Below are 21,933 nucleotides of genomic sequence, written 5' to 3' on the forward strand. Positions count from 1 at the left end.
GTCACCGCCGGACAATCGTTTCACGTAGGGCCCTCACCGTTGGTGGGGGCCTTCGTGCTTTCACGGGCCCTTTTCGCGTTGCGGAGAGGCCTCTGCCGGCAGCGGTTCAGAGGCGTTCGTCAGGTTCGATCCGGCTGCCCCATGATCTCGATCATGGCCAGGGTGTTCTGGTATTCCCGCCAGTTGACGATCTTCCCGTCCCGAACCCTGAGGACCCCGATGAAGCGGGAGGAGGCCTGGCGGCCGGTGGCGAGGACCCTTCCCGCGAGCTCGTACTCGACGACGATGACCTCTGGGTCGGTGGTCTCGTGGACGACCACGTCGCGGGCCTCGTCCAGGGCGAACCGCTGGGCGAAGGCGGCCTGTTCGGGGTCGGCGAAGAGCAGGAACGCCTCCTTCCCCTCGTACCTGCTGGCCCTGCCCGGTGGGGCGAAGGGAACCTCGATGACGACATCCTCGGCCAGTTCGCCTCCGAAACCGCCGAGGTTCTCGAGCCAGTGCCGCCGCACGCGCTCGAAGACCTCGCGAGGGCCGGGGGTGACGGTGGATTCGGGCATGGTGGATCCCTTTCGTGGCGGTCACTAAGATGAGTGGAAGCTCACCTTTATGATCGTGAGTCGAGACTCACTTTGTCAACGCCGCCTCATGCGAAGACTGTGGAGACTGTGGAGACGCCGCGCTTGGTGGGCAGGGCGGGGACCGTGATACGGAAGGACGAGGGACGACTGATGACCCCTACGAATCATGTGCCGGGCGGGACGGGTGGTCCTGGGAACGCCAAGCCGCTGCGCGCGGACGCCCAGCGCAATCGGGAGCGCATCCTCGCCGTGGCGGAGGCCGTCTTCGCGGAGAAAGGTCCCTCGGCGTCGACCGAGGAGGTCGCCGCCCGCGCGGGGGTCGCCATCGGCACGGTCTTCAAGCACTTCCCGACCAAGCAGGCCCTGCTGCAGGCCATCATGAAGGGCCTGCTGGGCAGGCTGGACGGGGAGATGGCCGAGCTCGCGGCCGACGACGCTCCCGGGGAGGCGTTGTTCACCTTCATCGACCGCATGGTCGAGCAGGCGGCGCGGAAGAGGACCGTCGTCGGTCTCCTGGCCGAGACGGGTGTCGATCTCCAGGTCGCGAGTTCGGTGCGGATGTTGCGCGAGGGGATCGAGACTCTCCTCGCTCGCTCGCAGGAGGCCGGTACGGTCCGCGAGGAGGTCCGTCTCGACGAGGTGATCGCCCTGCTCACCGGCGTCTGCCAGGGGGCGCTCCACGCGGGCTGGGACGACGACCTGCGGCGTCGCACGCTGGCGATCGTCTTCGCCGGTCTCCGGGCTACTGGGGGCCGCTGACCGGACCCGCAACCCCTCAGGTGCGGGAGGCGGCGCGGAGCAGGGGTTCGATCCGGTAGGGGACCTGGATGGAGAGGGCGATCGTGGTGTCCGTCCGCTGGACGGCGGGGGAGGCCAGGATGCGAGCGATGATCTCCTGGAGGTCGGGGGTGCTGCGAGCCACCACGCGGCAGAGCAGGTCAGCCTGGCCGCTGGTGCCGTACACCTCCAGGATCTCGGGAAGGGACTCCAGGGCCTGCACGGCCTCGTCCAGGCGGCCCTGGGCGATCTGCAGGGAGACGAACGCGAGGATCGGGTATCCGGCGCCTTCGGGGGTCACGGTGGGGCCGAAGTCGGCGATGACGCCGCGGGCGATCAGCTTCTCGACGCGGGCCTGCACGGTGCCCCGGGCCACGCCGAGCAGGCGGGCCAGCTCGGTCAGGCCGATGCGCGGGTTGGCGCGCATGGTGACCAGGAGGCGGCCGTCCAGCTCGTCGATCGACATCTCCTCAGGATCCCGTCAGATTGGGCGATTCGACCAGCATAGACGAGGTATCACGGTACGTTTCTGTGCGGATCGCCCAGCTGAACTGGCTGCTCTTGCCAACGTTTCCGGATATTGCTGTCATTTCATTTATGTTCGAGGAAGCACAGTACTTCGCACCGGTGGCGACGCGAGATGACGGCTCGATCGAGGTCGAGCTCGGCGCCGGCCACCCCGGTTTCGCCGACCCGGTCTACCGCGCACGCCGCAACGCGATCGCCGCGCTCGCGGTGGGGTACGTGCCCGGTACGCCGATCCCGACGGCCGAGTACACCGACCAGGAGCACGAGGTGTGGGCCCTGGTCAGCCGGGAGCTCGGCCTCAAGCACCGCAAGTACGCGACCGCCGAGTATCTGCGCGCGACCGAGCGGCTCGGGCTGCCCGCCGAGCGCATCCCGCAGCTGCAGGAGGTCGGCGAGCTGCTGGAGCCGCTGACAGGGTTCCGCTACGTCCCGGCCGCGGGGCTGGTGCCGCTCAGGGAGTTCTACGGTGTCCTGGCGGACGGGCTCTTCCACTCCACGCAGTACATCCGGCACCACTCAACGCCGCTGTACACGCCGGAGCCCGACGTGATCCACGAGGTGATCGGCCACGCCAACGCGCTGGCCTCCGACCGCTACTCACGCCTCTACCGCCTGGCGGGGGAGGCGGCCCGGCGGGTCGAGGGCAAGGAGGCGCTGGAGTTCGTCTCGAAGATCTTCTGGTTCACGATGGAGTTCGGCGTGATGACGGACCAGGGTGAGCTGCGGGCGTACGGGGCGGGCATCCTGTCCTCGTACGGGGAGATCGAGGAGTTCCGGGGGATGGACATCCGTCCGCTGGACATCGCCTCCATGGGGACCACGCACTACGACATCACGAAATATCAGGATGTGCTGTTCCGGGCGGAGTCGCTGGAGCACCTTGAGGACACCGTCGGGGACTTCTGGGCGACCTGCGATGACGAGGGCATCGCCCGGCTAATCGCGGGCGTTCGCTAAGACCGGGCATCGGTTCGACGAGAGGTTTTATAGCGCACGCCCTGTTTCAGGCTGGATTTCGCTTCATCGTCTTATTGTTACGTGTTGTGGGATATATCCCGATCGTCACGTAATGGGGAGACGGTTGGGGTGGACGATGGGAGCAAGGAACCGGGTGGCCATGGCCGCCGTCCTGCTGGTCACCGCGCAGGCCACCGCCTGCAGCACGTGCCAGGGCCTGACACCGGTGAGCATGCCGATATCCGTGAGCATGCCGACACCGTCTCCCGCGCGGCAGGCGGCACCGGCCGTACCGACATCCGGTACGCCGCCTCCCGCGCCGTTCCTGGCGGTGGTCCCGGCGCCTGTCTTCCCCGGCGCCGGGGCACCCCGGGCACCCGGACGGGCGCGGGCCGCGGGTTCCCCGAAGATCCCCGCCAAGGAGCTCGGGCACACCCTCGACGTGTTTCTCGCGGGGTACGGGGGCCGGACCGCCGCCTCGGTGCACGACCTGGGCACCGGCCGGCACTACAGCTACCACCACACCCTGCAGCTGCCGTCGGCCAACACCTCGAAGGTGAGCATCCTGACGGCACTGCTGCTCGGGACGCGGTGGCGCGAGCTCGGCGAGCGGGCCAGGTCCGACGCGAAGAACATGATCCGCTTCAGCGACAACGAGGCGGCCGGCCGGCTGTACGAGCGGATCGGGCTGAGGCCCGGCCTGGCCAGCGCGAACCGCAGGTTCGGCCTCACGAGCACCTACACTCCCGGCAGGCGGTGCGTGGAGCTGTACTGCTGGAGCTTCGTGCAGACCACGGTCGAGGACCAGATCCGGCTGGTCAAGGCGCTGGCCACCGGTGAGAGCCCGCTGGCCCTCCCGGAACGCCGCATGGCGCTGCGGCTGATGGCGAGGGTCGCTCCCGAGCAGAAGTGGGGAATCAGCGCGGGGGCGTGCGAGAACGACCAGGTGGCGCTGAAGAACGGCTGGCTGCGGCACATGGCGAACGGGCGCTGGGCGGTCGCCAGCGCCGGGCTGATCCGCGGACACGGGCACGACTACGCGGTGGCCGTCCTCACCGAGGACAGTCCGAGCATGGAGAGCGGCATCGCCAGGATCGAGGGCGTGACCGAGCGTCTCATGAACGCCTTCAGGGGCGGGCACGGCTGCGGCGCGGTCGCGAACTGAGCGGTCCTCCGCGGGGCGGCGGGCTCGCGGGCTCTCGCCCACGGTCGCGCACCGGGCCCGCGGGCTCGCGTCTATTCGGAACCGCGCCCATCGGGAGCGTGCCCTCCGGGAGTACGTCCATCGGAACCGCGCTTATCGGGAGTCTGCCCTCTAGGAGTACGTCCGCCGGAACCGCACCTAGTCGGATTCGCGTTCCTCGGAAGTGAGCCCTTTGGAACCGCGTTCCTCGGGGGTCCGCCTGTTGGAAGCGCGTTCCCCGGGTGCGCTTGCCGGGACCGGGCGTCACGCCGTCCTGTCGACCAGCCGGTAGCCCACCCCCCGCACGGTCTGGATCAGCTGGTCGTCGTTGTCGCCCAGGCGAGCGCGGAGACGCTTGACGTGTACCGCGATGGTGTTGGTCGAGGTCGTGTCGGTGGAGTTCCAGACATGCCGCATGATCTGCTCCCGCGTCACCGTGCGGTGCGCGTTGCGCATCAGGTAGTGCAGCAGCTCGAACTCGCGCAGCGGCAGGTGGACCACCCTGCCGCCGACCCTCACCTGGTACGCGTTGACGTCGAGCTCAACCGTGCCGACCACGAGTGCCCTGCGTGCCCCCGCCTCGCCGGTGAACGCGGCGTGGATCAGCGGCAGCAGCTCGGGAACCCGGTACGGCCGGGCCACGCACGCGGTGGCTCCGGCCGTCAGTGCCTCGACGGCCTGCTGGGCGTGACCCTCGCCCACGCCCAGCAGGACGGGGATCGCCCGCGTCAGCCGTACCGCGCGGACGAACTCCACCGCCCCTATGACCGGCAGCGAGGCGCTGACGAGAACGACGTCGGGGCGCAGCGCCCCGGCCTGCAACAGGGCTTGGGCGCCGTCGACGACGCCCATGACCTGTACTCCCTCGCGTTCCAGGACAGCGGCCAGGTCATGGACCATGGCCGTCTCCGGATCGGCCACCAGCAGCATGGGCGCCGTCCGTGTGTCCCCGTCCACCTCTGGTGCCGTCTGCGGCTGGATCACCCGGATCCTCCAATTGGGTTAGCCGAAGCGGCCGGTGATGTAATCCTCGGTCCGCTTGTCGCTGGGGTTGGTGAAGATGCGGCTGGTCTCGTCGAACTCCACCAGGCGGCCGTGCCGCACGCCGGCCTCGTCCACCTCGGCGGTGAAGAAGGCCGTGCGGTCCGAGACGCGGGCGGCCTGCTGCATGTTGTGGGTGACGATGACGATCGTGTAGTCGCGCGTCAGCTCCTGCATCAGGTCTTCGATCTTGGTGGTCGCGATCGGGTCCAGGGCCGAGCAGGGCTCGTCCATCAGGATGACGTCGGGCTTCACCGCGATCGCCCGCGCGATGCACAGGCGCTGCTGCTGTCCGCCGGACAGGGAGAGCGCGTTCTGCTTGATCTTGTCCTTGACCTCGTCCCAGAGCGCCGCCTTGGTCAGCGCCTCCTCGACGATCTCGTCCATCTTGCCCTTGACCCCGTTGACCCGGGGACCGTAGGCGATGTTGTCGTAGATCGACTTGGGGAAGGGGTTCGGCTTCTGGAAGACCATGCCGATGCGGCGGCGGACCTCGATCGGGTCCACGTGGTCGCCGTAGAGGTTCTCGTCGTGGTACAGGATCTCGCCGGCCGCGCGGGCGCCGGGGATCAGGTCGTTCATCCGGTTGAAGCAGCGGAGCACGGTGCTCTTGCCGCAGCCGGACGGACCGATCATGGCCGTGATCTCGCGGTTGCCGATGGTCAGGTTGACCCCGCGTACCGCCTCGTAGTCGCCGTAGAAGACGCTGAGGTTGGAGACGGTGAAGACCGGGTCGAGGGCTTCGATGGTGCGGGGGACTTCGGGGCCGCGCACGTTCACGTTCGGCACGGAAATTCCAATCTCGGACATTTCTTACCTCACCAGCGCTTCTGATAGCGGTTACGGAGCCAGATGGCGACGGAGTTCATCAGGAGCAGGATCGCCAGCAGGATCACGATCGCCGCGGCGGCGAGGATGGCGAACTCCTCCTGGGGGCGGCTGATGAAGCTGTAGATCTGCAGCGGCAGGACGGTGAAGCTGCTCCAGACACCCTCGGGGTTGAACCGGACCAGCGTCGCGGCGCCGAGCATGAGGAACGGGGCGGCCTCACCGATCGCCCGCGAGAGGGCCAGGATCGAGCCCGTCGCGATGCCGGGGATCGACGCCGGGAGCACCTGGCGGTAGATGGTCTGCCACTGGGTCGCGCCCAGTGCCAGCGAGCCCTCGCGGATCGACGGCGGCACCGCGCGGATGGCCTCGCGGGCGGAGATGATCACGATGGGCAGCACGAGCAGCGAGATGGTGACCGCGCCGGTCATGACGGTGAAGCCGAACTGCATCCAGCGGGCGATGATGCCCAGGCCGAGGATGCCGTAGACGATCGAGGGAACGGCCGCCAGGTTGGAGATGTTCAGCTCGATCAGCTTGTTGTACCACTTGGTCCTGTCGGCGTATTCCTCGAGGTAGATCGCCGCGAGGATACCGGTGGGCAGGGCCATGATCGCGGTCAGGCCGATGATCCACAGGGTGCCGAAGATGCCCGACTGGATGCCGGACGTTTCCGGGCGGCGGATCGAGGGCTGGTTCTCCCACAACATCGAGTTGAGCCGGGGCCACCCCTCCTCGACGACGTAGACCAGCAGCATGGCCAGGAACAGGAGGGCGATCGCGAGGCTGGCCAGCAGCGCGATGCGGAAGAGGTGTTCCTTGAGAGGGCGTCCCTTGCCGGCCAGCTGTACGGCCGAGCGGGGGGTGGAGAGGATGGCCATCAGTCGTAGACCTCGCGATACTTCTGGACCATGCGGGCGCTGAGGTAGTTCATCGCGAAGGTGATCACGAAGAGCAGGGAACCCACCGCGAAGATGGTCTTGTAGGCGATCGAGCCGACCGAGGCGTCGCCGGAGCCGGCCTGGGCGATGAAGGCCGCCATCGTGGCCATCTCGTTGCCCGGGTAGAGCGTGAAGACGGACTTGAAGCCGCCCGCGATCGCGACGATCATCGTCTCGCCCGCGGCCCGGGAGACCGCCAGGATGATGGCGGCGACGATGCCGGAGAACGCGGCGGGGACGACGACGCGCACCGAGGTGAGCATCTTGGAGGCGCCGAGGGCGTAGGAGCCCTCGCGAAGGCCGTTGGGCACCGCGGCCATCGAGTCCTCCGACAGCGACGCGACGATCGGGATGATCATCACGCCGACCAGGAGACCGGCGGCGAGCGCGTTCTTGCCGTCCAGGTCCAGGAAGGGGAAGACGTCCCTCAGCAGCGGGGTGACGAAGGTGAGGGCGAAGAAGCCGAAGACGACGGTGGGGACGCCCGCGAGGACCTCCAGCACCGGCTTGAAGATCTTGCGGGTCCTGGCGGAGGCGTACTCCGACAGGTAGATCGCGGCGGCCAGGCCGAGCGGCACGGCGACCACGATGGCGATGAGGGTGATCTCCAGGGTGGCGACGATGAGCGGCCACACACCGAACGCCGGCGGGTTGAACAGCGGTCCCCAGCTGGTGGAGCCGAAGAACTCCCCGATGCTCACCGCGGCGAAGAACTCGACGGTCGGTTCGAGGAGCGCGATGACGATGCCGATCGTGGTCGCCACCGACACCATCGCCGCGGCCAGGAGGACGGCCTTGATGACGAACTCGCCGTAACGCGGGCGCGACCGCGCCAGGGACCCCGGGGCCCCTGGAACGGTCGTGCGGTGCTGAGCCGACATCAGCCGGCGCTCTTCAGCGTGGTGATGTCAGCCTTGAGCTTGGCCTCCTGCTCGGGGTTGAGCGGGATGAACTTCGCGTCCTTGGCGATCGCGTTGATGTTGGCCGCGTAGTAGTCGAGGAAGGCCGCGACCTCGGGCCGCTTCACCGCGGCGGTGGAGGGGTAGACGAACAGCGGGCGGGCGAGCGGGGTGTACTTGCCGGCCTGGGCCGCCTCGACGCTCGGGGCCACGCAGCCGCTGCCGGAGTCGATCTCCAGAGCCTTCAGCTTCTCGGCGTTCTCCTCGAAGTAGGTGAAGCCGAAGTAGCCCAGGCCGCCCTTGGCGCCCTCGACACCGGTGACGATGTCGTTGTCGTTCTCGCTCGGGCTGTAGTCCTTGCGGCTGGCGCCCTCCTCACCGTTGATCTCGTCGGTGAAGTAGTCGAAGGTGCCGGAGTCGGTGCCGGGGCCGTAGAGCTTGAGCTCCTCGGCCGGGAACTTGGCGTCGACGTCCTTCCAGGTCCTGACCTTGCCCTCGGCCGCCGGCTCCCACATCTTCTTGAGCTGGTCGGTGGTGAGGCAGGTGGCCCAGTCGTTCTCCTTGGGAACCACGACGGTCAGCGCGTCGACGGCCACCGTGAGCTCGGTGAACTTGATGCCCTTGGCGTCGCAGGCCGCCTTCTCCTCGTCCTTGATCGCACGGGAGGCGTTCGAGATGTCCGTCTCGCCGGCGCAGAACTTCTCGAAGCCGCCGCCGGTGCCCGAGGTGCCGACCGGAACCTTGACCTGCGGCTGCTCCTCGCCGAAGAGCTCGGAGGCGGCCTGGGTGAGGGGGGCCACGGTGCTGGAACCGTCGATCTTGATCTCGCCGCTCAGGGCCGCGCCGGCACCGCTGTCGGCGGAGGAGGCGGAGGAGGCGGCGGGGGTGCTGCCGTCACTGTTGGGCTTGGCGTCGCCACCACAAGCGGCCGCGAGCGATACGACGAGCGCGGCCGTCGCCACCGCGCTGAGGCGGCGCTGTCCACTGGTCACGGTATGTTCCTTCTCCGTAGTGAGATCCGTTCTCGATGTCTTCGATGAAAGTGGGGCAAAGTGAACGGAAGTGAAACGAGCCATGACCGGGGCCGGAAGAGGTAGGCCCGCGGATGTGAATACCGGAACTTTGGCGGGATTTTGAGGCCGGTTTACGGTCCGGCGCGCCCGCTGAGCGGGGCGTCGAAGATTCCCAGGTGTGGGCGGGGCTCGACGCGGGAGCCCTCGGATCGGAACGTTCCCGTCTCCGGCCGCGTCCTCGCGGACTTGCCGATGTGTTCATCTTCCCGACATCCGGCGGAGGGTAACGGGCCGGATCCCCGGCACGATCCGCCGGTGCGGCGCTCCGGCGCTTCCCGGAGCGGAGCCGTGTGCGGACACGACGTCCCGGGCGATCCCTCAGGTCTTCAAGCTGGGGCGGGGCGTTGAGCGGTGCGGGGCCCTCGGGAGGGGGACGGCTCCTGGGAGGCCGCGGTTCCTGGGAGGCCGCGGTTCCCGGGAGGGGCGGCTCTCAGGCGGGCGTTTCCCGGGCCGGGCCGAGCGGGTGGCGGGTCGTCGTCAGGCGGGGAGGGTCAGCGGTCCGCCGCCGAGGCGTTTGAGGACCTCGCCGTGCAGGGCGCCGTTGCTGCACAGCAGGCTGCCGCCGTCGACGTCGGGAACACCCGACAGGTCGGTCCAGATGCCGCCCGCCTCCTCGACGATCACGGTCAGCGCCGCGATGTCCCAGGGGGAGAGCTCGGGTTCCGCCGAGACGTCGGCCGCGCCCTCGGCGACCAGCATGTGCGACCAGAAGTCGCCGTAGGCGCGGCTGCGCCAGACGGAGCGGTTCAGGTCGAGGAACGCGTCGAGCCGCCCGGCCTCCTCCCAGCCGCCGATGCTGGAGTAGGAGAACGAGGCGTCCTCGATCTTGGTGACGGAGGAGACCTGGCACCGCGTGGCCTTGGTGAGGCTCTTGCCGGTCCAGGCGCCGCTGTCGCGGGCGGCCCACCAGCGGCGGCCGAGGGCGGGGGCGGAGACCAGGCCCACGACGACGCGTCCCTGGTCCATCAGGGCGATGAGCGTGGCCCAGACGGGCACTCCGCGCACGTAGTTCTTGGTGCCGTCGATGGGGTCGATGATCCACGATCGGTCGCCGTGGCCGCTCGCGCCGAACTCCTCGCCGATGACGGCGTCACGTGGCCGGGCCCGGCCGAGGGCGCCGCGGATCGCCTCCTCGGCGGCCTGGTCGGCGTCGCTCACCGGTGTGAGGTCGGGTTTGGTCTCCACCCGCAGGTCCATGGCCTTGAACCTGCGCATGGTCAGATCGTCGGCGGCGTCGGCCATGACGTGCGCGAGGCGAAGATCGTCGTTGTAACCCGTCACGGGGGCCAACGCTATCGTGTTGGCGGCCCAATGGCGGAGATCAGGGAGTAAGCGGAACAATCGTGTTGCGTCCTACCAGGCTCGGACACCGCGTGAAACATCCGTTGGCATCGGTGTTACTGGCGAGTAGCATTCCGGTATGACCTTCGACGTGGGTGACTTCATGCTGCAGAGCGTCCCGTTCGCCAGGACGCTGGGCATCTCGTTCGACAAGGTGGAGCCGGGCCTCGCCGTCGCCCGGATGGCCGACCGGGCCGAGCTGCACAACCACGTGGGAGGTCCGCACGCCGGAGCCCTCTTCAGCGTGGCGGAGACGGCCTCCGGTGCCGCCATGCTCTCCACCTTCGGCGACCAGCTGTCACGGGCCACCCCGCTGGCCAAGAGCGCGACGATCCGCTACCTGAAGCTCGCGAAGGGCGAGGTCGTCGCGGAGGCCCGGCTTCAGGCGTCCCGCGAGGAGGTCGTGGCCACGCTGGACGCGGGTGAGCGTCCCGAGTTCGACGTCGCCGTCGAGATCAGGACGGCCGACGGCACCCTCGTGTCCGAGATGACCATCGCCTGGGCCTTCCGGCCGAACCGCTGACCCCGGCTGACCCCTGCTGCCCCCGGCTGACCCCGGCTGACACCGCTTCGAACCGCCGCCGCCTCACTCGCGGCGACGATGGCGGCGATGGCGTGACGGCGGCGATGACGACCTGGTGACGCCGGCGTCGGTGCCGGTGCCGGTGCGTCTCGCTTCCGGTGCGCCCCTACGGCTGATCGTCGTCGGAGGCGCCCTCGCGGCTGGCGAGCAGGCGGCGCAGGGAGGCCAGCCGGGCCGGGTCGGCCTGTCCGGCCGCCACCCAGGCGTCCAGGGCGCACTCCTCGGACAGGTGGGTGCAGCCCTTCGGGCACTGGACGGTGCCCTCGATCAGGTCGGGGAAGCCCGCCAGGACCGTCTCCACCGACACGTGGGCCAGCCCGAAGCTGCGCACCCCGGGGGTGTCGATGATCCAGCCGCCCTCCGGCAGTTCCAGGGCGACGGCCGACGTGGAGGTGTGACGACCCCGGCCGGTCACCGCGTTCACGTGGGAGACGGCCCGGTTGGCGTCCGGCACCAGGGCGTTGACCAGCGTCGACTTGCCCACCCCCGAGTGGCCGACGAGCACGCTGATCCGGCCCTTCAGGCGCTCTCGCACCTCTTCCAGGCCGCCACCCTTCTGGACCACCACGTACGGCACCCCGAGGGGGTCGTACAGCGAGACCAGCTCGTCGGGCGAGGCGAGGTCGGACTTGGTGAGGCAGAGCATCGGGTCGATGTCGGCGTCGAAGGCCGCGACGAGCATCCGGTCGATCATGCGGGGCCGGGGCGGCGGGTCAGCCAGGGCCGTCACGATGACGAGCTGGTCGGCGTTGGCGACCACGGGACGCTCGATGCCGTCGGTGTTGTCGGTGTCGTCCGCGGAGCGGCGGAGCATGGAGGTGCGGGGCTCCACCCGCACGACGCGGGCCAGCGTGTCGGCCATGCCGGAGACGTCGCCCACCAGGGCCACCCGGTCGCCGACCACGATGCCCTTGCGGCCCAGCTCGCGCGCCTTCATGGCGACCACGACCCGGCCGCTCATCGCGGCGCCCTCCGCCTGGTCCTTCTTGCGGCGGCGGCCCTTCTCGCCCGCCGACTCGACCAGGCACGTGTAGCGCCCGCGGTCGACGGCGACCACGAACGCCGGGATCGCGTCCTCGTGGGCAGGGCGGATCCTGGTCCGGGGCCGAGACCCCTTTCCGGGCCTGATCCTGACGTCGTCCTCGTCGTACTCGCGCTTTCTCAGTTTCTCCGCCTTGTCCGGCCCGGTGTGCCCCCGAGAAGGGCCGCGGTGCCTGCCGACCGGTCGCCCCTCACCGCGCGCCACGCAGCATGCCCGCCCACATGGAGGCGAACTCGGGGAGGGTCTTACCCGTGGTGGCGATGTCCTCCACCTCGACGCCGGGCACGGCCAGCCCGATCACCGCTCCGGCTGTGGCCATCCGGTGGTCGGCGTAGGAGTGGAACACCCCGCCGGTGAGCGGGCGGGGCCTGATCTCCAGGCCGTCCTCGGTCTCGTTCGCGTCGCCGCCGAGGCCGTTGATCTCGGCGACCAGGGCGGCCAGCCGGTCGGTCTCGTGCCCGCGGATGTGGGCGACGCCGCCGATCCTGCTGGGCGTGCTCGCGAGGGCGGCCAGCGCGGCGATCGTCGGGGTCAGCTCGGCCACGTCGCGCAGGTCGGCCTCGATGCCGTTGATCCGCCCGGTGCCGGTGACCTCCAGCCCTTCGGGCGTGTGCCGCACCGAGGCGCCCATGCCGGTCAGCAGGGTGCGGAGCTGGTCGCCCGGCTGGGTCGTCCGCTCGGGCCAGTCGGGGACGGTGACCGTGCCGCCGGTCACCATGGCGGCGCACAGGAAGGGCGCCGCGTTGGACAGGTCGGGCTCCACCGTGAAGTCCCTCGCCCCGATGGGGCCGGGCTCGACCCGCCAGACGTCGGGCTCGGAGTCGTCCACCGCGACGCCGAACTCGCGGAGCATCTGGACGGTCATCAGGATGTGCGGCTGCGAGGGGATCGGCGGGCCCTCGTGGCGCACCGTCACGCCCTTCTCGAAGCGCGCCGCCGTCAGCAGCAGGCCGGAGAGGAACTGCGACGAGCCGGACGCGTCGAGCCTGACCTCGCCTCCGGTCAGCGGCCCTCGTACCGTGAACGGCAGGGCGTCACCCGTCACCTCGGCGCCGAGGGCGCGCAGCGCGCCCAGGATCGGGCCCATCGGGCGCTTGCGGGCGTGCGGGTCGCCGTCGAAGAAGACCTCGCCGTCGGCCAGCGCCGCCATCGGCGGCACGAAGCGCATGACCGTGCCCGCCAGCCCCACGTCGACGCGGGCCCCGCCGGTGACGGGACCGGGCGTGATCGCCCAGTCGACGCTTGAGGCGCTCTCGTTGGAGGGGACCATCGTCGTGCCCAGCGCCCGCAGCGCGTCCGCCATCAGGTCGGCGTCGCGGCTGCGCAGCGCCAGGCGTACCGTGCCGGGTCCCTCGGCCAGCGCGGCGAGCAGCAGCGCGCGGTTGGTCACGGACTTCGACCCGGGCAGGGGGACGGTCGCGCGGACGGGTTCGGTCGCGGTCGGCGCGGGCCACAGCGGAGCGGACATGGTCAAAAGCCTACCGGTGCCCGCACCACGCCGCCCGTCCGTGCTCGTCGGTGCCCGTTCGCGTCCGTTCGCGTCCGGGTACGGAGGGGTTCGCGTGACCGATGAGGTGAGGATCCGGGTGAGCCGGGTAAAAGCGTCGTCACCGCGACGCCCGGCGGCACAGGCGGCGGTGCGGGGCAAGATCGGAAATGGGGTCGGAGACTCCCCGGTGTGTCGTGGCGTGGGAAAGTGGAGATATGTGCGGAAGATACGCGTCTGCGCGAGGCAAGCAGGAGTTGCTGGAGGAGTTCCAGGTCGAGCTCGACGGGGCGGCCGACGACGAGCTCAGGCCCGACTACAACATCGCCCCCACCAAACCGGTGTACGCGGTGATGAGCCGGGTGCCGAAGTCCGAGCCGGACGGAGGGCCGGTCAGGCAGCTCCGCGTGGTCCGCTGGGGGCTGGTCCCGGCCTGGGCGAAGGACCCGTCCATCGGCTCGAAGATGATCAACGCGCGGGTGGAGACGGTGGCCGAGAAGCCCGCCTACCGCAAGGCGTTCGCCGAGCGCAGGTGCCTGATCCCGGCCGACGGCTACTACGAGTGGGCCGTGCTGGACGAGAAGGACGCCAAGGGCAAGCCGAAGAAGCAGCCCTACTTCGTCCGCCCCGCCGACGGCGGCGTGATGGCCATGGCGGGACTGTACGAGTTCTGGCGCGACCGGGGCCGCGACGACGACGACCCGCTCTCCTGGCTGGTGACCTGCACGATCATCACGACCGACGCCGTGGACGAGGCGGGCATAGTCCACGACCGGATGCCGATGCTGATCGAGCGCGACCGCTGGGGCGAGTGGCTCGACCCCGGGACGCCCGACGCGAAGGGGTTCCTGATCCCGGCGGGCTCCACGGGGCTGGAGATCCATCCGGTCTCCACCGCCGTCAACTCGGTGCGGAACAACAGCCCGGAGCTCGTCGAGCCGCTGGAGCCGTAGGGGCCGGGGCTCCTGAGGATCGGGCGCTTTTCCTAAAGCGGTGGGTAATTCGGTGTAAAACTTCCGTCAAGTGGGCATCCGGTGAGGAAAGCGGTGCTTCGTGATCGGAGTGGCGTACCGGCCACGGTGACGAGGTCGCGAGGCCCCGCCGTCACAGAGCCCCCTTTTTTTGCGCCTGACGGGAGAGTCGGGGATCTTCTTCACAGGCCGCCCCGGCTTCCCGGAGGTGCGGATTCGTGGATGTCGCGACCGCGCGCGAGCGCCTGAAGAGCATGCTCGCCGAACTCGACCGGTCCATCGGAGTGCTCCGCGGGGACTCCCCCGCAGTACGGGAACGGGATCGGTCGCCCGCCGACGGCGGCTCCGACCTGACCGACTCCGATCGCAACCGTGCCCTGCTGGAGGTGGCCACCCGGCACCGCCACTCGGTGCTGGAGGCGCTCAGGCGGATGGACGAGGGGGAGTACGGCCTCTGCGCCGACTGCGGCGCGCCGGTCCCCGAGAGCAGGCTGGAGGCGCGGCCCGAGGCGGCCCGCTGCGTGCCGTGCCAGTCCAGGCGCGAGCGCAGGCGCTGAGTGTGCCGGGCATGGGTGATCAGCCGGGGCGCCGGGCGCTGGCCACCAGGTGGATGCCCACCGTGTCGTCGTCGTCCGGGTGGGTGTCCAGCTCCGTGTTGACCAGCCAGGCGAGCGCCCGGGAGTCGGAGGCGAGCACGTGGTCGACCGTCGAGGGCGACAGCACCGTGCGGGGGCGTATCCACTCGACCTCCAGCCCGGCGTCGGTGAGCAGCTCGCGGAGCTGGGCGCTGCTGAAGCAGCGGGTGATGCTGCCGTCGGGCCAGGGCACGAGCATGACCTCGCCGGTCTGGCGCAGATGGGCCCAGTAGTTCTGCTCGGCGAGGATCGCCATCCCCAGCACCAGGGAGTCGACGCAGACCAGCGCCTGGCCGCCGGGACGCAGGACCCGGGCGACGTCACCGATCGCGGACTCGGCCATGAGCTCCACCGACATCGCGCGCTCCTCGGCGAGCACGGCGTCCACGCTGCAGTCGGGAAGGAAGCGCAGGTCGTCGGCGCGCACCTGGCTGACCCTGGAGATGTCGTGCAGCGGCCGGCCGGTCGCGGGCCTGCGGAAGTCGACCACCTCGACCACCCGGTGTCCGGCCTTCGCCGCCTGGACGGCCCAGCGGCCGTCGCCGCAGGACATGTCGAGGACGGTGGACGGGGTTTCCGGCAGCCATCGGCTCAGTTGCTCGGCCACGACCGCGTGGTAAAAGGTCCAGTACGGCCCGAGCGCACCTGAGCCGTTCAGCTCTTCGGCCGGGATGGGCAGCACAAGCAGCTCCTGGCGTCGGGAGGATCCGGTGGTGGTTCGACTACCTACCGGTACGTACCTTCTTTTTCCCCGTACCGGGTCGTTCGTCACCTTCTATCTTGCGGGAACAGATGGCGGTGCGGGCGTGTTGCAAGCGGACAACGCACGATCCTTTCGGAGGTTGGCAAGCAGATGCTCGCCTTGATCGAACCCGTCACCCGCCCCGGTGATCGGCCTCTCCCTGATGAGCGGGTATTCTCCGCTCAGTACGGTGTCCCGCGTCAGCAGGACTCCGGCGATCTTAAGGGGGTGGGTCAGGTCCCTGCGACAGACGAGGAGACTCTGGAGCAGCGGAGCACACGGTTCGAGCGGGATGTCATGCCCTATCTCGACCAGCTCTACTCCGCCGCGCTTCGGATGACCCGGAACCCCGCGGACGCCGAGGACCTTCTTCAGGAGACCTTCGCGAAGGCCTTCGCGTCCTTCCATCAGTTCCAGCAAGGCACGAACCTCAAGGCGTGGCTTTACCGGATCCTGACGAACACTTTCATCAACAGTTACCGCAAGAAGCAGCGGGAGCCCAAGCAGTCGGGCGCCGAGGAGATCGAGGACTGGCAGCTGGCCAGGGCCGAGTCCCACACCTCGGCCGGGCTGAAGTCGGCGGAGATCGAGGCGCTCGAGCACCTTCCCGACACCGACGTGAAGCGGGCGCTGGCTGCGCTTCCCGAGGAGTTCCGCATCGCGGTCTATCTCGCCGACGTCGAGGGCTTCCCGTACAAGGAGATCGCCGACATCATGGGGACCCCCATCGGGACCGTGATGTCGCGGCTGCACCGTGGCCGTCGCCAGCTGCGGACCCAACTCGAGGACTACGCCCGCGAGCGTGGCCTGGTTCCCGCGGAAGGTGCGAAGTGAGCGAGCGAGACAGGAACGACGAGCCCGCCGGCGCGGGCTCCTGGGGCTGGGTGATCGCATGAGCTGCGGCAACCACCACGACACCGACTGTCGCGAGGTTCTGGACAAGGTCTACACCTACCTGGACGGCGAGCTCGACGAGGGCGACTGCGCCGACATCCGCGAGCACCTGGACGAGTGTCACCCCTGCCTGGAGGAGTACGGCCTGGAACAGGTCGTCAAGCAGCTCGTGGCCAAGCACTGCGGCTGTGACCAGGTCTCGGCCGACCTGCGGGCCAAGGTGCTCAGCCGTATCGACCAGGTCCGCTCCGAGCTGGCCCACTGACCTCCTAGGATCTCTCGTACGGCCTTGGCCATACGACGACGGGGGTTCACCATGCGCATACTCGTAACCGGCGGGGCGGGATTCATCGGATCCACCCTCGTCGACCGGCTGCTGGCCGACGGACACGAGGTCGCGGTGGTGGACGACCTGTCGGGGGGCGACCGCGACAACCTGACCCGCGCCGCGGAGAGCCCCCTGTTCGCCCTGCACGTGATGGACATCCGTGACCCGGCCCTGATCGGCCTGGCCGCCGAGTGGCGGCCCGAGGTCGTCTGCCACCTCGCCGCGCAGATCAGCGTGCGCAAGAGCGTGGCCGACCCGGTCCACGACGCCCGGCTCAACGTCGAGGGCACCGCGTCGGTCCTGCAGGCCGCCCACCACGGAGGCACCCGCAAGGTCGTCTTCGCCTCCTCGGTCGCGGTGTACGGCAGGCCGGCGGTCATCCCGGTCCCCGGCGGCGCGGCGACCGACCCGCGCTCCCCGTACGCGGCCTCCAAGCTGAGCGCGGAGACCTACCTGGCCACGTTCAAGGCGCTGCACGGCATCGACTACACCACCCTGGTGCTCTCCAACGTCTACGGCCCGCGCCAGTCGCCCGACGGCGAGGCGGGGGTGGTCGCCATCTTCACCGACGCGCTGCTCAACGGCACCCCCACGGTGGTGTACGGCGAAGGCGACCAGACCCGCGACTACATCTTCGTCGACGACGTGGTGGACGGCTTCGCCCGCGCCTGCGGCACCGAGGGCGGCGGCGGCCGGTTCAACCTGGGCACCGGCGTCCAGACCACCGACCGGAGGCTGCACTCCCTGGTCGCGGAGGCGGCGGGCGTCCCTGACGAGCCCGGCACGGCTCCCACCCGGCTGGGCGACCTCCCCGCGATGGCCGTCGACCCGGCCCCCGCGCTCGAAGGGCTCGGCTGGCGTCCTCAGACGGACCTGGCCGCCGGGCTGAAGAGCACCCTCGACTGGGCGAGGACGAGGCTCGCGAGCCTGTGACGCCGCGGTCACCGGCCGTCGATGGCGGCCGGTGATTGCTTGATTACGCTTTGCTTGCGATTGGCCGTCTCGCTCTCCTGAGCAGGTTCGCTTCGATAACCTGGGTGCGAAATCGACGTGGAGGCAGCGCATGTTAAAGGAAACGGTCACCCCGGTCTTTCCTGGGATTTCCTGGACCTGAGCACGCGCCCCTGAAGGAACACTAGGGTGGCCGCTTTGCGTGGACTGCCGTGGTTTGCCAAGGTCTATTTGATCCTGGTCATCGGAGCCGCGTTCGCGCTGCTCGGATACAACGTGGCCGAGGACGGCCGGCTGGATCCGCTCGACTGGTCCAACCTCATGGTGCTGGCCCTGCTGTTCCTGGTGTGCGAGTCGGTGCCCACCCTGCTGCACGTCCGGCAGGCGGCGGTGTCGGTCAGCTTCTCCGCCGTGCTCGCCGCGGTGGTGCTGCTCGGCCCCGAGGGGGCGGCGCTGGTCGGCATGACGGCCATGTTCAGCGTGCGGCCCGGCCTGCCGCTGGTGAAGCGGCTGTTCAACAGCGCCCAGTTCGCCATCTGCGGTTACGTCGCGGGCCGGGTCTACGTGTGGCTCGGCGGCCGGTCCGGGGTGCCGACCATCGCCGGGTTCGACGACATCATCGTGCCGTTCGCGGGCGCGGCGGCCGTCTTCGTGCCCCTCAACTTCGTCCTGATCGCGATCGTGCTGAAGCTCACCGGCCAGGCCGACCAGGTGCCGCTGCGGGGCGTGGCGCAGTTCATGGTCTCCTACTTCGGCTACGCCACCTTCGGCCTGCTGATCGCCGGGCTGTGGGCCACGGTCAGCTCGATCTCCGCGGTGCTCGTGCTGCTCCCGCTCTTCGTGGCCCGCTGGGCCTTCGGCCAGTACCTCGCGCAGCAGCGCTCCTACGACGCGACGATCGCCGCGCTCTGCCAGGCCGTGGAGACCAAGGACTACTACACGCGCGGTCACTGCACCCGCGTCTCCCTGGCAGCGGGCATGATCGCCGAGGAGATCGGCATGGGGCCCGAGCGGCTGCGCGCGATCCGCTACGCCGGGATGCTCCACGACGTGGGCAAGCTGGGCGTGCCGACCAAGGTGCTGCAGAAGGACGGCCCGCTCAGCGAGGAGGAGCTCGCGGCCATCCAGCTCCACCCGATGCGCGGGCTGGAGATCGTGCGGGGCATCGACTTCCTGGACGAGGCGTTCGCCGGGATCATGCACCACCACGAGCGGCAGGACGGCAAGGGTTACCCGATGGGGCTGGCCGGCGACGAGATCCCGGAGTTCGCCAGGATCATCGCGGTGGCCGACGCCTTCGACTCGATGACCTCCGACCGCTCCTACCGCATCGCCCGCTCGCAGGAGGTGGCGATGGCCGAGCTGCGCAAGGGCGCCGGCACCCAGTTCGACCCGGTGATGGTGGTCGCGTTCGTCAAGGCCGTCGACCGTGACGGCTGGGAGCCGCCGCGCACGGTCGTCACGCCCCCGGCCGACGTGTCGGAGACCACCGCGAAGGACCACGACGACCCGACCGTGCCCATCCAGGTGGTGTCCGAGCGATGAACGGCTCCGGTGCCAACCGGGTTTTCCAGACGCTCGACTCGGGCCAGCTCCTGCTGATCTGCGCGGCGGGGCTCCTGGCGGTGGCCGGGGTGGCCCACACGGCCGCGACTGGCCTGCTCGACCCCCAGATCGCCGTCGCCTTCGGCGCGCTGATCGCGATCGGGGAGCTGGCCAGGCTCACCATGCCCGGCAACAGGGAGGTGGCGCCGATCGGCGCGGCGGCCGCGCTCGGCTACACGCTCCTGCTGGACATGGGCGGCGTCCCCGCGGAGCACTCGGCGCTGCAGGTCGTCGCGGTGCTGGCGGTCGGCATGGTGGCGGGGGCGCTGCCGCACCTCGCGGTGGGCCGCCCGCCCCAGCTGGACGGGATGGCGCGCAGGCTCTTCACCGGTGCCCTGCTCGCGCTGGCCTACCGGCCGCTGGCCGGGCCGCTGTTCGACCTGGCCAGGGAGGGGGAGAGCGGCTGGTGGCCCGCGCTCGGCGTGATGGCCCTGTTCATCCTGCTCACCGTGGTCGTCGACGTGCTGCTGGCCGCCGCGATCCGGGCCGAGCAGGTGCGGGCCGCCCTCAGGGTGGCCGTCCACGACGAGCTGTGGATGGCCGCGCCGCTGGGGGCCGCCGTCGCCGCCTCGGGCATCCTGCTCGCACTCGCCTCGCACAGCATGGGCATGACCGCGCTGCTGGTCTTCGCCGCGCCGCTGCTGGTCACCCAGGTCGCCTTCCGCAAGTACGCCGGGATCAGGGCCACCTACCTGCAGACCGTACGGGCGCTCGCGCGGGTCACCGAGGTCGGCGGGTACGTCGAGCCGGGCCACTCCCGCCGGGTGAGCCGCCTGTCGGTGGCGGTCGGGCGGGAGCTCGGCACGGCGGAGCCCGAGCTGCTGGAGCTCGAGTACGCCGCGCTCATGCACGACATCGGCCAGCTGTCGTTGCGCGATCCCATTCCCGGCGGCGCCACGGTCCTCACCGACCCCGAGCAGGCGCGGCGCATCGCCGAGCTGGGCGCGGAGGTGATCAGGCAGACCGGGGTGCTGGACCGGGTGGCCGAGATCGTCCGCCGCCAGTGCGACACCTGCGCGGAGCTGCCGCCGATGGCGAGCCGCATCATCAAGGCGGCCAACGCCTATGACGATCTCGTTGGCGGTTCCAGCGACCGAGACCGGGCGGGTGCCGCCCTGGAGCGGCTCAGGCTCGGCGTGGGGCGGGAGTACGACCCGACGGTCGTCGAGGCGATGGCCCGGGTGATCGACAGGCTGGCCCCGATCAACCGTCTTTAGACCTCAAGCTGTGTGTGTTCGCGAAGACGAGGCGCGAGGCGCTGGAGCATGCCCGTGAGGCCGTGGCGGGGTTCCCTTCCGCGCCGAGCCGCTGGAGCGGCCGGAGTTCGTCAGCGGGAACTACGACACGGGACTGGTGGCTCGCATGCGGACATGATCAGCTCTGTCTGGCACAGTTGAGGAACGTCGAAGGATGGGAGTTTCCGGTGGCTGAGATCCGCGCCGAGATGGTGGCGAACGTCTGGAAGATCCTCGTGGCCGAGGGTGACCCCGTCGAGGACGGCGACACCCTGGTCATCCTCGAGTCGATGAAGATGGAGATCCCGGTCCTCGCCGAGGACCGCGGTGTGGTCTCCAAGCTGCAGGTCACCGAGGGCGACGTCATCCAGGAGGGTGACCTGATCGCCGTCATCGAGTAGTTTCGCCGTCGCGGGCGAGACGCGCGAGGAAGCGCTCGCGGTCGACGACCACGCGTTCGATCGTCCCCGAGGCGACGACGGCCTTCCGGTCGCGGGCGGTGAAGCCGAAGACCAGGCGGCGCCCGTCGACCTCGGTGAGTTCGACGGTGATCTCGACGTGCGTGCCGACCGGGCTGGCCTCCAGGTGCTCCAGGGAGACCCGGGTGCCCACGGAGGTCTGGCCCGGTGCGAGGGCGTCCGCGATCGCCTGGACGGTCGCCTGTTCGGCCAGGGCCAGCAGGCGGGGCGTGGCCAGCACCGGGACGTCACCGCTGCCGATCTTCGTCGCGGTGTCCTCCCTTTCCACCATGATGAGAAGCCGTGCCTGCGGACCGGGAGCGAGCGTCATGCGCGCCAGCATAGGGTCTGGTCCCGTGACCCCGTACTGCGACCACTGCGGACGCCCGGAGGGCGAGGCCGACCACGCCGCGTGCCTGGCGGCCCGTGCGATGGAGCCGCCCCGTTACTGCTCTCGCTGCCGTCGCCGGATGGTGGTGCAGGTGACCCCCGGCGGCTGGTCCGCGCGCTGCGCCGAGCACGGCACGACGAGCGGCTGACACAGCTGAGCGGGATACGGCGAGCGGCTGACACAGCCGAGCGGGATACGGCGAGCGGCTGACCGCCGGGCAAGGTACGGCGAGCGGCTGACCAGCCGGGCGCAACACCACGGGGGGCCGGTATCGGCCGGTTTCACCCCGGCTTGGGTGTTCTTTGCCTACCCTTGTAGGGTTTTACGGAGTTTGCCGCGAACATCGCGGGGTGACGCCGTGACACCCGGGCTGGCTGTTTCCTGAGGGACTCCCGAGTGTCCCTGGACGCGAGGGCCTGCAAGGTGCATAAGTACGCCCATAAGTGTCAGGTTTTGTGCGATGCTA

The 21,933-nt window shown here is 69.8% G+C and carries 25 protein-coding genes; 13 read left to right on the forward strand and 12 right to left on the reverse strand.

Annotated features, from left to right (window positions below):
* Positions 1-119 precede the first annotated feature (119 nt).
* Positions 120-557, reverse strand: coding sequence for a nuclear transport factor 2 family protein (locus ACFYWM_RS42485; protein WP_389926868.1), 438 nt, complete (start codon positions 555-557; stop codon positions 120-122).
* 171 nt (positions 558-728) lie between these two features.
* On the opposite strand from ACFYWM_RS42485, the gene ACFYWM_RS42490 reads away from it, so the two are divergent.
* Positions 729-1,337, forward strand: a complete 609-nt coding sequence (locus ACFYWM_RS42490) for a TetR/AcrR family transcriptional regulator (protein ID WP_389926871.1) — start codon at positions 729-731, stop codon at positions 1,335-1,337.
* A gap of 16 nt (positions 1,338-1,353) precedes the next feature.
* Here the strand turns inward: ACFYWM_RS42490 and ACFYWM_RS42495 are convergent, their stop codons facing one another.
* Positions 1,354-1,821: an Lrp/AsnC family transcriptional regulator gene (locus tag ACFYWM_RS42495; protein ID WP_389926874.1), complete on the reverse strand. Its 468-nt coding sequence runs from the start codon at positions 1,819-1,821 to the stop codon at positions 1,354-1,356.
* A gap of 131 nt (positions 1,822-1,952) precedes the next feature.
* Between ACFYWM_RS42495 and ACFYWM_RS42500 the strand changes: the two genes are divergently transcribed.
* Both ACFYWM_RS42500 and ACFYWM_RS42505 read left to right on the forward strand, forming a co-directional pair.
* Positions 1,953-2,840: a phenylalanine 4-monooxygenase gene (locus ACFYWM_RS42500; RefSeq protein ID WP_389926877.1), complete on the forward strand. Its 888-nt coding sequence runs from the start codon at positions 1,953-1,955 to the stop codon at positions 2,838-2,840.
* 136 nt (positions 2,841-2,976) lie between these two features.
* The gene (locus ACFYWM_RS42505; RefSeq protein ID WP_389926880.1) at positions 2,977-4,005 is read left to right on the forward strand and encodes a serine hydrolase; all 1,029 of its coding nucleotides are present in this window, start codon (positions 2,977-2,979) and stop codon (positions 4,003-4,005) included.
* 282 nt (positions 4,006-4,287) lie between these two features.
* Here the strand turns inward: ACFYWM_RS42505 and ACFYWM_RS42510 are convergent, their stop codons facing one another.
* The 6 genes from ACFYWM_RS42510 to hisN all read right to left on the reverse strand — a co-directional run bounded on the left by ACFYWM_RS42510 (position 4,288) and on the right by hisN (position 10,086).
* On the reverse strand, positions 4,288-5,007 hold the full coding sequence (locus ACFYWM_RS42510; protein WP_389926883.1) for a response regulator transcription factor: 720 nt from the start codon (positions 5,005-5,007) through the stop codon (positions 4,288-4,290).
* A gap of 18 nt (positions 5,008-5,025) precedes the next feature.
* Positions 5,026-5,853 carry a phosphate ABC transporter ATP-binding protein PstB gene (gene pstB / locus ACFYWM_RS42515; RefSeq protein WP_389926886.1) on the reverse strand — a complete coding sequence of 276 codons (828 nt, stop codon included), beginning with the start codon at positions 5,851-5,853 and terminating at the stop codon, positions 5,026-5,028.
* A 29-nt stretch (positions 5,854-5,882) separates the two neighbouring features.
* Entirely contained in the window at positions 5,883-6,773 is an 891-nt protein-coding gene (pstA, locus tag ACFYWM_RS42520; RefSeq protein ID WP_389926889.1) for a phosphate ABC transporter permease PstA, read from the reverse strand.
* Positions 6,773-7,714 carry a phosphate ABC transporter permease subunit PstC gene (gene pstC, locus ACFYWM_RS42525; RefSeq protein WP_389926892.1) on the reverse strand — a complete coding sequence of 314 codons (942 nt, stop codon included), beginning with the start codon at positions 7,712-7,714 and terminating at the stop codon, positions 6,773-6,775. Before pstC ends, pstA begins: the two co-directional genes overlap by 1 nt.
* Entirely contained in the window at positions 7,714-8,724 is a 1,011-nt protein-coding gene (locus ACFYWM_RS42530; protein WP_389926895.1) for a PstS family phosphate ABC transporter substrate-binding protein, read from the reverse strand. The genes pstC and ACFYWM_RS42530 overlap by 1 nt, the downstream gene beginning before the upstream one ends.
* Before the next feature lie 558 nt (positions 8,725-9,282).
* Entirely contained in the window at positions 9,283-10,086 is an 804-nt protein-coding gene (gene hisN, locus ACFYWM_RS42535) for a histidinol-phosphatase (protein WP_389926898.1), read from the reverse strand.
* A 139-nt stretch (positions 10,087-10,225) separates the two neighbouring features.
* On the opposite strand from hisN, the gene ACFYWM_RS42540 reads away from it, so the two are divergent.
* Positions 10,226-10,669, forward strand: a complete 444-nt coding sequence (locus ACFYWM_RS42540) for a DUF4442 domain-containing protein (RefSeq protein ID WP_389926901.1) — start codon at positions 10,226-10,228, stop codon at positions 10,667-10,669.
* 166 nt (positions 10,670-10,835) lie between these two features.
* Here the strand turns inward: ACFYWM_RS42540 and rsgA are convergent, their stop codons facing one another.
* Complete coding sequence (gene rsgA, locus ACFYWM_RS42545; RefSeq protein ID WP_389926979.1) at positions 10,836-11,894, reverse strand: ribosome small subunit-dependent GTPase A; 1,059 nt, start codon at positions 11,892-11,894, stop codon at positions 10,836-10,838.
* 67 nt (positions 11,895-11,961) lie between these two features.
* A complete protein-coding gene (gene aroA, locus ACFYWM_RS42550; RefSeq protein WP_389926903.1) occupies positions 11,962-13,239 on the reverse strand; it encodes a 3-phosphoshikimate 1-carboxyvinyltransferase in 1,278 nt (425 codons plus the stop codon).
* A 236-nt stretch (positions 13,240-13,475) separates the two neighbouring features.
* On the opposite strand from aroA, the gene ACFYWM_RS42555 reads away from it, so the two are divergent.
* On the forward strand, positions 13,476-14,210 hold the full coding sequence (locus tag ACFYWM_RS42555) for an SOS response-associated peptidase (protein ID WP_389926906.1): 735 nt from the start codon (positions 13,476-13,478) through the stop codon (positions 14,208-14,210).
* Positions 14,211-14,446: 236 nt separating this feature from the next.
* Entirely contained in the window at positions 14,447-14,785 is a 339-nt protein-coding gene (locus ACFYWM_RS42560; protein WP_389926909.1) for a TraR/DksA family transcriptional regulator, read from the forward strand.
* A gap of 19 nt (positions 14,786-14,804) precedes the next feature.
* On the opposite strand, the gene ACFYWM_RS42565 is transcribed toward ACFYWM_RS42560, so the two are convergent.
* A complete protein-coding gene (locus tag ACFYWM_RS42565; RefSeq protein WP_389926912.1) occupies positions 14,805-15,545 on the reverse strand; it encodes a class I SAM-dependent methyltransferase in 741 nt (246 codons plus the stop codon).
* Positions 15,546-15,716: 171 nt separating this feature from the next.
* On the opposite strand from ACFYWM_RS42565, the gene ACFYWM_RS42570 reads away from it, so the two are divergent.
* From ACFYWM_RS42570 to ACFYWM_RS42595, 6 genes are all read left to right on the forward strand, one after another.
* A complete protein-coding gene (locus ACFYWM_RS42570) occupies positions 15,717-16,439 on the forward strand; it encodes a sigma-70 family RNA polymerase sigma factor (RefSeq protein WP_389926915.1) in 723 nt (240 codons plus the stop codon).
* Between the two features lie 58 nt (positions 16,440-16,497).
* Positions 16,498-16,764 carry a mycothiol system anti-sigma-R factor gene (gene rsrA / locus ACFYWM_RS42575; RefSeq protein WP_389926918.1) on the forward strand — a complete coding sequence of 89 codons (267 nt, stop codon included), beginning with the start codon at positions 16,498-16,500 and terminating at the stop codon, positions 16,762-16,764.
* 51 nt (positions 16,765-16,815) lie between these two features.
* Positions 16,816-17,760 (forward strand): NAD-dependent epimerase/dehydratase family protein, encoded by a 945-nt coding sequence (locus tag ACFYWM_RS42580; protein WP_389926921.1) that lies wholly within the window; start codon positions 16,816-16,818, stop codon positions 17,758-17,760.
* 207 nt (positions 17,761-17,967) lie between these two features.
* Positions 17,968-19,323, forward strand: coding sequence for an HD-GYP domain-containing protein (locus tag ACFYWM_RS42585; RefSeq protein ID WP_389926924.1), 1,356 nt, complete (start codon positions 17,968-17,970; stop codon positions 19,321-19,323).
* Entirely contained in the window at positions 19,320-20,600 is a 1,281-nt protein-coding gene (locus ACFYWM_RS42590) for an HD-GYP domain-containing protein (protein ID WP_389926927.1), read from the forward strand. The genes ACFYWM_RS42585 and ACFYWM_RS42590 overlap by 4 nt, the downstream gene beginning before the upstream one ends.
* A gap of 206 nt (positions 20,601-20,806) precedes the next feature.
* On the forward strand, positions 20,807-21,019 hold the full coding sequence (locus ACFYWM_RS42595; protein WP_389926930.1) for a biotin/lipoyl-binding carrier protein: 213 nt from the start codon (positions 20,807-20,809) through the stop codon (positions 21,017-21,019).
* Here the strand turns inward: ACFYWM_RS42595 and ACFYWM_RS42600 are convergent.
* On the reverse strand, positions 21,009-21,407 hold the full coding sequence (locus ACFYWM_RS42600; protein ID WP_389926933.1) for a thioesterase family protein: 399 nt from the start codon (positions 21,405-21,407) through the stop codon (positions 21,009-21,011). The genes ACFYWM_RS42595 and ACFYWM_RS42600 overlap by 11 nt on opposite strands.
* Here ACFYWM_RS42600 and ACFYWM_RS42605 point away from each other — a divergent pair.
* Positions 21,406-21,615: a hypothetical protein gene (locus ACFYWM_RS42605; RefSeq protein WP_389926936.1), complete on the forward strand. Its 210-nt coding sequence runs from the start codon at positions 21,406-21,408 to the stop codon at positions 21,613-21,615. The genes ACFYWM_RS42600 and ACFYWM_RS42605 overlap by 2 nt on opposite strands.
* Positions 21,616-21,933 lie beyond the last annotated feature (318 nt).

It is taken from the genome of Streptosporangium sp. NPDC002721, assembly GCF_042888905.1.
Classification (GTDB): domain Bacteria; phylum Actinomycetota; class Actinomycetes; order Streptosporangiales; family Streptosporangiaceae; genus Streptosporangium.